Here is a 13,482-nt window from a genome sequence, read left to right as displayed (position 1 = left end):
CAACCGGGCGGTCGTGGAGATCAGCGACACCGGGCCGGGTCTTTCCGCCGAGCAGAAGGCGCACGTGTTCGAGCGGTTCTACCGCGTCGACGAGGCGCGGACCAGGCGGACCGACCGGACGGCGACGGGCACCGGTCTGGGGCTCGCCATCGTCGCGGCGATCGTCCGATCGCACCAAGGGACCGTCGAGGTGATCAGCGAACGGGGCAGGGGAGCCACCTTCCGCGTCACGTTGCCCACCCTAAATCCCGACAAAAGCTTCACAGAAAACATCCAGGCGTAACACAGTCTGATACGAGCAGGGCGGGGCAAGGTGGGTGGCATGAACGAGAACGAGACCGACCCGCGACCCGCGGACGCCTCCTTTGAGAGCAGCAGCGCCTCCTCGGAGAGCGGCAGCCCGGAGCGGGGCGCGTCTGAGCAGCCGACCGTCGCCGTGCAGCCGCACGCCGGCCAGCCGGGCGAAGCCACGCAACAGCAGTGGAGCGCCCCGGTGTCGGGTGCGCCTCAATCCGGCACGCCGTGGCAGCAGCCGCCGGCGCCCCAGCCCCCGCAGGCGCCGCAGTCCCCGTGGCAGCAGCCGGGCTACCAGCAGCCGTACGGCCAGCAGCACGCCTACCCGCAGCAGGCCGGCTACCAGCAGTACGCCCAGCAGTCCGCCTACGCCAACGCGTGGAACAACGGCACGCAGACCCAGACCCAGACCCCGGCGCAGCCGGCGGTCGAGGGCCAGCCGATCTGGCAGCCCACCGAGGGGCAGCCGGCCTGGGCCGCGCCCGTCGGCGGCGACCAGCGCCCGCCGTCCAACGGTCGGGGCCGCAAGATCTTCGTGGCCGGCGCCGCCGCCGTGCTGATCGCGCTCGCCGCGGGTGGTGTGGGCGCCGCGACGGCCCTGGCCTTCGACAACGACGGCTCGAACCCGACCGCGCAGACCAGCAACTCCTCGGTCACCCGCGTGGTCGACCGCTCGTCGCTCTCCCAGATCGCCTCGTCGGTGCAAGACAGCGTCGTGTCGATCACCACCGATTCGGGCGAGGGCTCCGGCGTGATCCTCACCGCCGACGGCTACATCGTCACCAACAACCACGTGGTGGCGACCGCCCAGGGCGACACCGTGACGGTGATCTTCGCCGACGGCAAGAAGGTGCAGGCCACGATCGTCGGCACCGACCCGCGCACCGACCTGGCCGTGGTCAAGGCGGGCGGCGTCTCGGGCCTGCACGCCGCCAAGTTCGGCAGCAGCGCCAACATGCAGGTCGGCGACACCGTGCTGGCGATCGGCAGCCCGCTCGGCCTCGAGGGCTCGGTCACCGCCGGCATCATCAGCGCCAAGGACCGCACCATCCAGTCCTCCAGCGACGACGACCAGCAGCAGAGCCCGTTCGGTGGCAACCAGCAACAGCAGCAGCAATCGGCCAGCACCACGATGTCCGGCCTGCTACAGACCGACGCGCCGATCAACCCGGGCAACTCCGGTGGCGCCCTGGTCAACGTCAACGGCGAGGTCATCGGCATCAACTCGGCGATCGCCACCCAGGGGCAGAGCTCCGGCAACATCGGCCTCGGCTTCGCGATCCCCAGTGACAAGGCGAGCAAGGTCGCCAACGACCTGATGGCCGGCAAGAAGGTCAGCCACCCGGCGCTCGGCGTCAGCGTGGCCGACGCCGAGAACGGCGGCGCCCTGGTCTCCAACGTCACGGCCAACAGCGCGGCCGCCAAGGCCGGCCTTCAGCAGGGCGACGTCGTCACCGCGGTCGACGGCAAGGCGATCGACGACTCCAACGACCTGGTCGCCGCGGTGCAGGCCGGCACGGTTGGTCAGAAGATGACCATCGACTTCACCCGGGACGGTGCGAAGAAGCAGGTCACGGTCACCCTGTCCGAGGCCGAGTAAGACCATCTCCCTCCCCGCTGCGGCGGGCGATGTGACAAGGGGGTTGTCACATCGCCCGCCGCACGCATGTGTATGCCGTTAATCAGGGACTTTTGAGGCTCAACCACCGCGTTTCGCCGCCGGGGACTCGCCTTTGAGCTGGCCGACCGCCTACTCTCCATTCCGCCATCGGCGGCGACCAGAGAGGCCCCCTCAGGTGACCTACGTCGAGACCCGGATGAACGTCTGGGAAGCCCTGGCCGGCCGGGCCCCGGGCGAGCCCGGCGGGCCCGTGGACCCCGGTCTGTGGGGCGCCGTCGTCGATCGGCTCAATCCGGCCCGGGCCCGGCCCGTGCTGCGCGCCGGCATCGAGGCGGTACAACTGACCTCCGCCCGCGGCGACGCGTACATCATGCTGCGCTCGCCCGACGACGGCGCCCGCGCCGGATATCTGCGGCTCACCCCCGAGGAATGGCAGCTCGCCCTGCTGATGGACGGGCAGAGCACGGTCGCCCGGCTGGTCGCCGAGTTCGCGCGCATCGCCGGCCGGCTCGCCCCCGACGAGGTCCGCCGCGTGGTGGCCGACCTGGCCGGCAACCGCATGCTCGACGAACTGCCCACCGACGCGTTCCGCCCGGTGCAGGAAGCCCGGCGCAAGGCGCTGCCCGAGCGGGTCGGCAACTCGATGCTCGCCGCCGCGCGCGGCCGCCGGATGCTCGTCTTCGACGTCGACAGCCTGATGACCGGGCTCTACCGGGCCGGCGGCCGGTTCTTCTTCGGCACCGGCGCGTTCGTGGCCACCGCCGTGCTCGCCGTTCTCGGCGTCGGCCTGTTCGCCGCCACCTGGGCGCGGGGCAGCCGGTCGATCTTCCTGACCGGCGACTCGTACCTGCTCGGCGCGGTCGTGCTGGTCGTGCTGAACGCGATCGTGCTGATCGCCCACGAGCTCGCCCGCGGGCTCGCCACCAAGGCCGCCGGGCGCGAGGTGCCCGCCGCCGGCCTGCTCGTCTACTTCGGCATCCCGTCGTTCTTCGTCGACACCACCGATGTCTGGATGGCCGGCCGCCGTGCCCGCATGCTGGTGGCCGCCGCCGGACCGGGGAGCGCGCTGTTGCTGGCCGGGCTCGTCCAGCTCGGCGGCCTCGCCATCCCGGCGCTCTCCGGACTCGCGTTCAAGCTCGCCTTCCTCTGGTACCTGAACGCGTTCTTCCAGCTCAGCCCGTTCCTCCCGCTCGACGGGCACTACCTGCTGATGGACTGGCTGGAGATTCCGCAGCTGCGCGCCCGCGCCCTCGCCTGGGTCGGCGGCCGGCTGCGCGGGCGCCCGCCGCGCTGGTCGGCGCTCGACCGCGAGGGCCGGCTCATCGCCATGTACGGCAGCCTCTCCATGGCCTGGCTCGCGCTCGCCGCCGTGCTCACCTACCGGGTCTTCGACGACCGCATCTCGGGCCTGGCCACCGGCCTCTGGCACGCCGGGCTGCTCGGCGTCCTGCTGCTGATCCTGATCGTCCTCGGGCTCGGCGCGCCCGCCGTCTTCTTCATGCTGGCCCGCCTCACCCGCTGGTGGCGCCGCTCGCGCCGGCAGCGCGCCGAGAACGACCGGGAGGCCGACAGCCCGCGCCGGCTCGCCGCGCTGCGCGCCTCCGACCTGGGCGGCCTGCCCGAGCCGGCGCTGGCCGGCCTGGCCGCCCGTGCCCGGTGGGTGCACCCGCCGACCGGCCGCCAGGTGGTGCAGGCCGGCGGCTCGCAGTCGGCCGTCTACGTAGTCGTCGAGGGCGCGCTGCAGGGCCGCAAGCCCGGCGACCCGCCCGGCACGGTCCGCCATCACGTCGGCCCCGGCGGCGTGGTCGGGCTGGTCAACGCCATCACCGGCCGTTCCACCCAGCTCGACTGGCACACGGCCGGCACCGCGCTGCTCTACATCCCGAGCGCCACGGTGGCGAGCGTGGTCGGGCCGCTGCCCGGGCCGCCGCCGCAGGACCGGGCCGAGGCCGAGGCGCTGTTCGCGGACACCCCGGCGCTGGCCGGGCTCGCCGTCGACCAGCGGCTCGCGCTGATCGCCTCGGCCCACCCGGTCGACCTCGAGCCGGGCGCGCCGGTGGTCCTGCCGGGACCGACCCACGCGGTCGTCGTCGAGTCGGGCGTGATCGCCATGCCCGACGGCGTGGAGCTGCGGCGGGGCACGCTGGTCGGCCCGGTCGGCGACGGCGAGCCGGGCATGGTGGCGCAGAGCCTCACCCCCGTACGCCTCTGGGTCCTGCCCGACGCCTCCGACCTCCCGCCGCTGGTCGGCGCCGCCCACCGCCCCGGATCGCCGATGCCGGTCGGCGCCCTGCGCCCCGGATCGCCGGCGCCCGACGCCTACCCGCCGCTCAAGGTGCCGCCGGGCCCGCCCGAGGGCATCGACGACCAGTCGGTCGACCGCCGGTTCGAGGGCCGGCTGTGGTGGCTCACGGTGATCCTGCTGGTGGTGGCGCTGGTGCTGGTCGGGCTGAGCTTCCGGCCCGGGCCGGCGTGGGCCGAGATGCCGCGCGACCAGGTGCTGCTCACCGTCGACCGGGGACGGGCGAACGCGACCGTGGACGGATCGGTGGACGCGTTCGGGCCCGGCTCGTCGCGCTACGTCGGCCAGGGTGTGCAGGTCGAGGTGCCGACCGGGTCGACGGCGCGGCTGACGTTCCCGGGCGGCGGGGTGGCCGTGCTCTGCGCGGGCTCGCGACTCCAGCTCGGCGGCCTGGCGGTCGAGGGCGGGCGGCACCAGTCGCCGACGGGCGCGCTGACGCTGCAGGCCGGGCGGGTGCTCGCCGACACCGCCGGCACCAGCGGGGCCTTCAACCCGCTGCGGCTCACGATCGCCCGTGCGCAGGGCGACGTGGTCAACTCCGGGGCCGCCTGGTATTCGGTCGAGGCCGACGCGGTGACCGTGTCGACCGGCAAGGTCTCGGCGGGCGGGACCGCCGGCCAGGCGACCGGGGACGACCTGACCTGTGGTGACGGGGTGGCGGTGACGCCGCCGTCCGAGGGGGCCACGCCGTCGGAGGAGCCGACGCCCTCCGAGGAGGCGACGACGTCGGAGGAGCCGAGCGCCGAGCCGTCGGTGAGCGCCACCACCGAGCCGGCCGAGACGACCGAGCCGACCGAGGAGGCGACCACGACGGAGCCGACGCAGGAGGCCACCACCACGCGGCCGCCCACGACCCGGCCGACGACGACCAGGCCGACGACGGCGCCCACCACGACCAACCCGACGACGGCGCCCACGACCGCCCCGACGACCGCCCCGACAACCGCTCCGACCTCGGAGCCGGCAACGCCCGCCCAATCGTCTGTGGGGGCGAGCGTTACACCGTAGGTAACGTCGGGGGCGTGCTCTGCTGGTTCTGTGTCGAGTCCGCCCGGGCCACCTGCCGCTTCTGCGGGCGGGGGGTCTGCCCCGATCACGCCCGGTTCGGGCCCTACATCCTCCAGGTGAGCCACTCCGACTCCCGGCAGCGGGTCGAGGCGCTCGTCGTCGAGGACGCCGTGCAATGTGGCACATGCCGGCCACGTCCATCCCCCGTGGCGATGCCGGAACTGGACTGACGGCCCTATCGTCTAGGGATGACCCAACAGGACGGCGATGACCTCGGTGTCTGGTCGGAATTCGGCACCGCGGCGGGCATGACGATGCGCGGGCTGGCCGGTGGCGGCGACGCGCCCGGCGAGCCGCACGTGGGCCTGGGCGATCGGCCCGATCTGGACGGTTTGCCGCCCGTGTCGGCCAAGTCCGGCTTGGGCGACGCGCCGGCGAACCTCGGCGAGGCGGTCCGCGACGTCAGCGAGCGCGTGCAGGCGGCGGCCCCGCCCAAGGGCTATCACAACCGGGTGGACGCCGACGGCGACAGCCACCTCGACAAGGCGAGCTACCGCGGCGACGGCCACGGCGGCGCCGAGATCGTGGTCGACCTCGACCGCGACGGCCACGCCGACTTCATCGGCCACGACACCGACCTCGACAACCGGGTCGACTTCGCCGACTACGACAAAGATCACGACGGCCTCTTCGAGAAGCGCATGTACGACGACAACAACGACGGCATCCTCGACCGCGCCGAGTGGACGCACGACAGCTGATCAGAGTTCATCTATTTACATTTACAGTTAACAGTCCTAATAATCAGCCATGCCCCGATCGATGACCTTCGCCATGGTCGTATCCCTCGCTGCCGCCGGCACTACCGTCTACCTCGCCTCCTCGGCCAGCGCCGCGACCGCCTGCGCCCCCGCGTGGAGCGCCACCGCCGTCTACGTCGGTGGCAACTCCGCTTCGCAGAACGGCCACAACTACACCGCCAAGTGGTGGACCCAGAACGAATCCCCCGCAACCCACTCCGGCCAGTGGGACGTCTGGGCCGACAGCGGCGTCTGCGGCGGCACCACGCCGCCGACGACCCCACCCACGACGTCGCCCACCACGACACCGCCCACCACGCCACCCACCACACCCCCGACGACGCCACCCACGTCGCAACCTCCGGTGATCGGCCTCCCCAAGCACGCCCTGATCGGCTACCTGCACGCGAGCTTCGCCAACGGCTCCGGCTACGTGCGCATGGCCGACGTGCCGAACGACTGGGACATCATCAACCTGGCCTTCGGCGAGCCCACCTCGGCCACCTCGGGCACCATCCGCTTCACCCTGTGCCCCGCGACCGAGTGCCCCGGCGTCGAGACCGAAGCCGCCTTCATCGCCGCCATCAAGGCCAAGCGGACGGCCGGCAAGAAGGTCCTGCTCTCCATCGGCGGCGCGAACGGCCAGGTCCAGCTCACCACCACCGCCGCGCGGGACGCCTTCGTCAGCTCGGTGAGCGCCATCATCGACAAGTACGGCCTGGACGGGGTCGACATCGACTTCGAGGGGCACTCGCTGTCGCTGAACACCGGCGACACCGACTTCAAGAACCCCACCACGCCGGTGATCGTCAACCTGATCAGCGCCCTCAAGACGCTGAAGGCCCGCTACGGCGCCGGCTTCGTGCTGACCATGGCCCCCGAGACGTTCTTCGTCCAGCTCGGCTACCAGTACTACGGCTCCGGCCCGTGGGGCGGCCAGGACCCGCGCGCCGGCTCCTACCTGCCGGTCATCTACGCCGTCCGCGACTTCCTGACCATCCTGCACGTCCAGGACTACAACTCCGGCTCCATCATGGGCCTGGACAACCAGTACCACTCCATGGGCGGCGCCGACTTCCACATCTCCATGACTGACATGTTGATGGCCGGCTTCCCGGTGGCGGGCAACACCGCGAATGCCTTCCCCGCCCTGCGCGAGGACCAGGTGGCGTTCGGCGCTCCCAGCTCGGTCAGCGCCGGCAACGGCTACGTGGCCCCCGCCGCCGTCCAGCAGGCGGTGGGCTGCCTGGTCAGCGGCTCGAACTGCGGCGGCTACTCCCTGCGAAGCGGCACCAACCCCAACTTCCGGGGCCTGATGACCTGGAGCATCAACTGGGACAAGTTCTACGGCTGGGAGTTCCAGAACCAGAACGGCAAGTACATCAAGGCCCTTCCCTGACCAGAGGCTGACGCCACGGGCCGGTGCCCCGTCGACCTGGTGAACCCGGGCCGGCGGGGCGCCGATTCTCGCTGAGCAGGTCAATTGACGCATGCTAGGCCGCTCCCTCCCTACCTAGGGTCAGGTGACCCACACTCAGGGAGGTTGACGTGGCCAAGAACGTCTTGGTGAGCGGCGCGTCCAGCGGGTTCGGTCTGATGACCGCGCATGCGCTGGCCGACGCCGGTCACACCGTGTTCGCCGGCCTGCGGGACATCGGTGGCCACAACGCGGCCGCGGCGGCGGCCGCCACCGACTACGCCAAGCAGAACAATGTGGATCTGCGCGTGGTCGAGATCGACGTGACCGACGAGGAGTCGGTGCGGCGGGCCGCCGGGGACGTGCTCGGCCAGGCGACGGCGCTGGACGTGCTGGTGCACAACGTCGGGCACATGGTGGTCGGTCCGGCCGAGGCGTTCACGCCGGAACAGCTCGCCGGCCTGTACGACACGAACGTGCTCGGTGCGCATCGGCTCAACCGGGCGTTCCTGCCCGCGATGCGCGAGCGCCGGGACGGTCTCCTCGTGTGGATCGGCAGCACGAGCACACGCGGCGGGACACCGCCCTACCTCGGTCCCTACTTCGCCGCGAAGGCGGGCATGGACGGCCTCGCCGCGACGATGGCCTACGAGGTGGCGCGATTCGGGATCGAGACCACGATCGTCGTCCCGGGGTCGTTCACCCACGGCACCAACCACTACGCGCACGCCGGCAGCCCGGCGGACACCGCGGTCGCGGCCGAGTACGACCGGCTGTACCCGCTGCTGATGGAGCAGATCGGGCAGCGGATGGCGGCGCTGGAGCCCGCCGACGCCGACCCCTCGCGAATCGCCCGGATGGTCGTCGACGTCGTCGCGACCGAGCGCGGCAAGCGGCCGTTCCGGGTCCACTACGACCCGGCCGACGACGGCGCCGCGGTGGTCAACGCGGTCGCCGACCGGATCCGCGCCGAGTTCATCGGCCGCCTCGGCCTCGCCGAGCTGCTGCACCCCACGATCCACCGAGAAGGGACACGGACATGACCGGGAAACTCGCCGGCAAGACCGCCATCGTCGGCGGCGGCACCGACAACATCGGCAAGCTGTTCGGCCAGGCGCTCGCCGAGGACGGCGCGAACGTCATGCTGCACTACCACAGCGCAAGACGGGCTCAGGAGGCCGAGAACGCGGTCAAGGACCTGGAGGCGCTCGGCGTCAAGGCGGCGTCCTTCCAGGGCGATCTGACCGACACCGCAAACATTCCGCGCCTCGTCGACGCCACGATCGAGCAGTTCGGCAGCTGGGACATCCTGGTCAACACGACCGGGCTGATCGTGCGCAAGGCGCTGGCGGACACCACCGAGGACGAGTACGACCGGTCGTTCGCGATCAACGCGAAGGTCCCGTACTTCCTCATGAAGGAGGCCGCCACGAAGATGGCCGACAACGGCCGGGTGATCAACATGGTCACCACGCAGGTCGCGGTCACCGCGGCGACCTATTCCGCGTACGCCGGCAGCAAGGCCCCGGTCGAGCACTTCACCAAGGCGTTCGCCAAGGAGGTCGGCCCCCGCGGCGTCACCGTCAACTGCATCGCGCCCGGACCGCAGAAGACCAGGTTCTTCTACGACGCCGAGACTCCCGAGACGGTCGCCTGGCTCAGCAGCATGACCATCAGCGGCGACGTGGGCGACCCGGTCGACATCGTGCCGGTGATGCGGTTCCTGGTCTCCCCGGAGACCCGCTGGGTCACCGCGCAGACCGTGTACTGCAACGGCGGCATGATCTCGCCGATCAACTGACCCCGACGTGACCTACCCGTCGCTGGCCGACCCGCCGTTTCGCAGTGACCTTCTCGCACCGGAGGGTGGGGTCTTACGCGGAGGCGATGGCGTTGTGCACGGCGACGCGGTGGGTGTCGGGGTTGGACCACGACCAGTTGGGGTGCGCCCGGTTCGTCAGCAGGACGATCACCTGGCGGCGGGACGGCACCACCAGCAGGGATGTGCCCGTGAAGCCGGTGTGGCCGAAGCTCGTCGCCGAGGCGAGCTTCCCCATGAACCACGACTGGTTCATCTCGACCCCCAACCCGTGATCGGCCGACCTGCCCGGCCGCTCGGCGTCGATGGCCGGTTTCCCCTTGTTGACGTTGGTCAGCATCTTCTTGGTCGTCGCCGACGACAGGATGCGCTTGCCGTTGTAGGTTCCGCCGTTGAGCAGCATCTGCCCGATCACCGCCACGTCCTGGGCCGTGCCGAAGACCCCGGCGTGTCCCGCCACCCCGCCGAGGATGTTGCAGACGTCGTCGTGCACGGTGCCGCGCAGCAGACCCCGCGACGTCCGCGCATCGGTGGCCACCAGCCGCGCCTTGTTCGAGACCCACTTCAGCGGCTGGAACCCGGTGTCCTTCAGCCCCAGCGGCGTGGTGATGTTGTCGCGCAGGGCCTTGTCCAGCGACTTCCCGGTGAACTTCTCGACCAGCCGCCCCAGCACCATGAGGCCCACGCTCGAGTACCGGAAGGTATTGCCCGGCACACCGCCGCCCACCAGCGGCGTTGCCATCACGGACTGCCACCGGGCCGTGTTGTTCGCCATGCCGGTCACCTTGGCGCCCACCGGCAGCGCGCTGGTGTGCGCCAGCAACATGGCGATGGTGACCTTTTCCTTGCCGGCTCCGGTGAAGTCCGGCAAATACCGCTGAACGGGCGCATCGAGCGCGACCTTGCCCTGGTCGACGAGCTGCAGCGTGAGGATCGCCGTGTAGACCTTCGTTAGCGAGGCCAGATCGAAGATCGAGTCTGTCCGCATGGCGACGCGTTGGGGCGCGGCCAGGTCGACCGGCCCCGCGCCGTAGCGGAGCGCGTGCCCGACGGCCGTCGTGAGCTGGGTCTTGCCGTCCTGTGCCAGGAGAGCGACCGCTCCGGCGTACCCGGGATGCTTTGGATTGTCTTTTGTGGGTTTGAGGTATTTGGTCAAGGTCGCTGTCACCTTGTCCGAGGCCTTCGACGTGGCCGAGGTGACAGGCGCGTTCGACGGCTGCGCGGCGCCCGCGAGGCCGGAGTTCGCGGGCAACGGCGAGGTGGTGGCGACGGGCTCGGCCCACGTCGCGGGCGAGGCTGACGACCGGCCGCAACCCGTGAGGACGGCGGCGGTGGCGGCGAGCCCGGTACCCAGCACGGCGCGGCGCGGAAGAGTCACGGCGCCGATGATGACATGCCGGGGTGCTTCTGTCGTCCCGTGCCAGGATGACTGCATGGTCAACAGTCCGGTGGCGTTCGTGCTGGGAGGCGGCGGCGTCCTCGGCGCCGTCGAGGTGGGCATGCTCCGAGCCCTGTTCCGAGCTGGTTTCCGCCCGGACGTGGTCGTCGGCACCTCCATCGGCGCCGTGAACGGCGCCCTGGTCGCCGCCGACCCCAGCGAGGCCGTCACCGACCGCCTGGTGCGCCTCTGGACCTCGCCGGAGGCCGCCGCCGTCTACGGCGACTCGATCGGCCGCCAGATGCGCCGGTTCGCCGCGCGGACCCATCTGCACTCCCCGCGCCCGCTGCGCCGCCTGCTCGAGAGTGAGCTCGGTGAGCACACCACCTTCGCCGACCTGAAGATCCCGTTCCGCTGCTGCGCGGCCAGCATCGAGCGCGCCGCCGAGCATTGGTTCGACAGCGGCCCGCTGGTCGACGCGGTGGTGGCGTCGTCGGCGGTGCCGGGCCTGCTGCCGCCGATGGAGATCGGGGGAGAGCATTATGTGGACGGTGGCATCGTCAATTCGATCCCGATCGGTGAGGCCGTGCGAGTCGGTGCGAAACTGATCTTCGTGCTCCAGGTGGGGCGGATCGAGCGCCCGCTCAGCGTGCCCCGCCGGCCGTGGGAGGTGGCCCAGGTGGCGTTCGAGATCGCCCGCCGGCACCGGTTCGCGCGCGAGCTTGCCTCGTTGCCCGACGATGTACGTGTGCACGTCCTTCCCAGTGGCGGCGGCGAGGGTCGCGACGACAGCCCGTGGGCGTACCGGGACATGGCTGCCGTCGGGCGGCGGATCAGCCGCGCCTACACCGCCTCCCGCCGATATCTGCACGCGAACGTGAATCCGCTTCCGGGCGGGCGCTGATGCCGCTGCCGCCGGTCTGGGTCCGCCGCCTGCTGATCGCGCCGGCGGTGGTGCTGCTCGCGTTCGGCCTGCTCTCCACCCTGCCGGTCTGGCTGCTGCTGGCTCTCGCGGCGTCGCCGCTGGTCCCCGGGCATCTGCGGGTGCCCCGCCTGGTCTTCCTGGCGATCGTGTACGTGGTCTGGGACGCCGCCGCCCTGGTGGCGCTGGCCGCCCTCTGGGTCGTGTCCGGCTTCGGCTGGAAGATCCGCAGCCCCGCGTTCCAGCGGGCGCACTACGTGCTGACCGGCAGGTTCCTGGGCATCCTGTTCTGGCTGGCCCGCTGGTCGCTGCACCTGACCGTGGACGTGGTCGGCACCGACCCCGACACGGGCATGCCCGGCCGGCCCGAGATCGTGGTGAGCCGGCACGCCGGGCCGGGCGACTCGTTCATCCTGATCCACGGGCTGGTCAACTGGTTCGACCGCGAGCCGCGGATCGTGCTGAAGGCCACCCTGCAGTGGGATCCGGCGATCGACGTGCTGCTCAACCGCCTGCCGACCCGGTTCATCTCGCCGGGCCGGTCGGTGGCCAAGAACCTGGAGCAGGAGGTCGGCGAGCTCGCCGACGGCCTCGACGACAACGACGCCTTCGTGATCTTTCCCGAGGGCGGCAACTTCACGCCGCGCCGCCGGATCAAGGCGATCGCCTGGCTGCGCGCCCGCGGCCTGTCGGACATGGCCGAGCGCGCCGAGAACCTGCGCCACCTGCTGCCGCCGAAGCCGGGCGGGCTCTCCGCGGCGATCGACGCCGCGCCCGACGCCGGGGTGATCTTCGTGGCGCACACCGGGCTCGACCGGATGATGACGGTCGCCGACGTGTGGCGCGAACTGCCGATGGACAAGCAGCTGATCATGCGGTTCTGGAGCGTGCCGCCCGAGGAGGTGCCGGCCGGCGAACAGGAGCGGGTGGTCTGGCTCTACGACTGGTGGGCCCGGATCGACTCGTGGATCGAGCAGCACCGGCCGGCGGTCCGCCCGCTGGGCACGGACTGGACCGCCCGCCGGCGAAATCAGGAACCCAGCGAGCTGTAGAAGCTGTCCGGCGCCTCGGTGATCTCGTTCGCGGCCGGAGCGGTCACGGTGACCGGCTGGCCGTAGTTCGCGTACGTCACCTGCAGCGGATCGGTGTTGGGCAGCTCGACGGTGAGCGTGGAGAGCCGTCCCTGCTCGTCGAGCGTGGCTGTGAACGGCACGTTCTGCACCGGCGCGTCCGATGCCGCGACGGTGACCTGGCCCAGACCGGCGACCCCGGCCGCCTTCGACAGGTCCAGCGAGCCGGTGTAGCTGTTGTCGGTGGTCGCCTTCACGTCGGTGGTGGCCTTGAGCAGGTTCGCCGTGTTGATCGGGTCGATCTGGCCGGGCCGCAGGCCGATGTTCGCGTTGGCCGGCAGCCGGGAGCCGTCGACGTGGGTCCAGGTGCCGGCCTTGGTGATCCCGGGCACCTGGGCGTACAGGTCCTGCCCGATCAGCAGGGTCTTGATGTTGATCTCGGCGTTCGGGCCGCTCGCCGTCAACTGCGCCGAGCCCTTCCCACCCGGTGCGTCGATCATCGCGGTCATCTTGAATCCGGAACCGGACGACGCCGTGAGTGTGAAGCTGGTGCTGTCGAGCTGGCCGACCGCCGCGGAGAGCTTCGAGACCGCCGCGGGGTCGGCGGAACTGGCCGCGGATGACGTGGTGGTGGGGGTCGAGGAGGTCGGGGTGGCGGTGACGTTGTCGCCGCAGCCGGCCACCGCGAGGGCGGCCGTCGCTATCGTCGCGAGACCCAAACCGGCGAGCCGTGGTGTCCGCATATCAGTCCTTCCTGGGCTTTCAAGATGACAGACATCAATTCCCGACGGCCCCGGTAGGCAAACGGCTTCGGGCGACGCGGCATTATGTCGGGAGGCAAACACCTGGAG

The 13,482-nt window shown here is 71.2% G+C and carries 11 protein-coding genes; 9 read left to right on the top strand and 2 right to left on the bottom strand.

What is annotated here, in order from left to right:
- The 7 genes from ACIA5D_RS03305 to ACIA5D_RS03275 form a co-directional block, all read left to right on the top strand.
- Positions 1-283, top strand: a 283-nt coding sequence (locus ACIA5D_RS03305) for an ATP-binding protein (protein ID WP_396028181.1), incomplete at its 5' end; no start/stop codon positions are given.
- 39 nt (positions 284-322) lie between these two features.
- The gene (locus ACIA5D_RS03300; protein WP_396028180.1) at positions 323-1,894 is read left to right on the top strand and encodes a S1C family serine protease; all 1,572 of its coding nucleotides are present in this window, start codon (positions 323-325) and stop codon (positions 1,892-1,894) included.
- 196 nt (positions 1,895-2,090) lie between these two features.
- A complete protein-coding gene (locus tag ACIA5D_RS03295; RefSeq protein WP_396028179.1) occupies positions 2,091-5,225 on the top strand; it encodes a cyclic nucleotide-binding protein in 3,135 nt (1,044 codons plus the stop codon).
- Between the two features lie 248 nt (positions 5,226-5,473).
- Positions 5,474-5,986: a hypothetical protein gene (locus ACIA5D_RS03290; protein ID WP_396028178.1), complete on the top strand. Its 513-nt coding sequence runs from the start codon at positions 5,474-5,476 to the stop codon at positions 5,984-5,986.
- Positions 5,987-6,047: 61 nt separating this feature from the next.
- On the top strand, positions 6,048-7,424 hold the full coding sequence (locus tag ACIA5D_RS03285) for a chitinase (protein WP_396028587.1): 1,377 nt from the start codon (positions 6,048-6,050) through the stop codon (positions 7,422-7,424).
- A gap of 149 nt (positions 7,425-7,573) precedes the next feature.
- Positions 7,574-8,485: an SDR family oxidoreductase gene (locus ACIA5D_RS03280; RefSeq protein WP_396028177.1), complete on the top strand. Its 912-nt coding sequence runs from the start codon at positions 7,574-7,576 to the stop codon at positions 8,483-8,485.
- Positions 8,482-9,243: an SDR family oxidoreductase gene (locus ACIA5D_RS03275; RefSeq protein ID WP_396028176.1), complete on the top strand. Its 762-nt coding sequence runs from the start codon at positions 8,482-8,484 to the stop codon at positions 9,241-9,243. Before ACIA5D_RS03280 ends, ACIA5D_RS03275 begins: the two co-directional genes overlap by 4 nt.
- A gap of 73 nt (positions 9,244-9,316) precedes the next feature.
- On the opposite strand, the gene ACIA5D_RS03270 is transcribed toward ACIA5D_RS03275, so the two are convergent.
- Positions 9,317-10,639, bottom strand: coding sequence for a serine hydrolase domain-containing protein (locus ACIA5D_RS03270; RefSeq protein ID WP_396028175.1), 1,323 nt, complete (start codon positions 10,637-10,639; stop codon positions 9,317-9,319).
- A 55-nt stretch (positions 10,640-10,694) separates the two neighbouring features.
- Here ACIA5D_RS03270 and ACIA5D_RS03265 point away from each other — a divergent pair, with 55 nt between their 5' ends.
- Together ACIA5D_RS03265 and ACIA5D_RS03260 are read left to right on the top strand one after the other, a co-directional pair.
- Complete coding sequence (locus ACIA5D_RS03265) at positions 10,695-11,543, top strand: patatin-like phospholipase family protein (RefSeq protein WP_396028174.1); 849 nt, start codon at positions 10,695-10,697, stop codon at positions 11,541-11,543.
- Positions 11,543-12,613, top strand: coding sequence for a 1-acyl-sn-glycerol-3-phosphate acyltransferase (locus tag ACIA5D_RS03260; RefSeq protein ID WP_396028173.1), 1,071 nt, complete (start codon positions 11,543-11,545; stop codon positions 12,611-12,613). The genes ACIA5D_RS03265 and ACIA5D_RS03260 overlap by 1 nt, the downstream gene beginning before the upstream one ends.
- Here ACIA5D_RS03260 and ACIA5D_RS03255 read toward each other — a convergent pair.
- Positions 12,592-13,374: a hypothetical protein gene (locus ACIA5D_RS03255; RefSeq protein ID WP_396028172.1), complete on the bottom strand. Its 783-nt coding sequence runs from the start codon at positions 13,372-13,374 to the stop codon at positions 12,592-12,594. The genes ACIA5D_RS03260 and ACIA5D_RS03255 overlap by 22 nt on opposite strands.
- Positions 13,375-13,482: the final 108 nt, after the last annotated feature.

It is taken from the genome of Actinoplanes sp. NPDC051513 (assembly GCF_044454685.1).
GTDB lineage: Bacteria > Actinomycetota > Actinomycetes > Mycobacteriales > Micromonosporaceae > Actinoplanes.
The sequence above is the reverse complement of the archived record's forward strand: the minus strand, read 5'-3'. Positions and strand labels throughout refer to the sequence as shown.

Coding starts and splice junctions, on each gene's coding strand:
- ACIA5D_RS03300 (WP_396028180.1), top strand. CDS start 323: ATGAACGAGAACGAGACCGACCCGCGACCCGCGGACGCCTCCTTTGAG.
- ACIA5D_RS03290 (WP_396028178.1), top strand. CDS start 5,474: ATGACCCAACAGGACGGCGATGACCTCGGTGTCTGGTCGGAATTCGGC.
- ACIA5D_RS03285 (WP_396028587.1), top strand. CDS start 6,048: ATGACCTTCGCCATGGTCGTATCCCTCGCTGCCGCCGGCACTACCGTC.
- ACIA5D_RS03275 (WP_396028176.1), top strand. CDS start 8,482: ATGACCGGGAAACTCGCCGGCAAGACCGCCATCGTCGGCGGCGGCACC.
- ACIA5D_RS03265 (WP_396028174.1), top strand. CDS start 10,695: ATGGTCAACAGTCCGGTGGCGTTCGTGCTGGGAGGCGGCGGCGTCCTC.
- ACIA5D_RS03260 (WP_396028173.1), top strand. CDS start 11,543: ATGCCGCTGCCGCCGGTCTGGGTCCGCCGCCTGCTGATCGCGCCGGCG.
- ACIA5D_RS03255 (WP_396028172.1), bottom strand. CDS start 13,374: ATGCGGACACCACGGCTCGCCGGTTTGGGTCTCGCGACGATAGCGACG.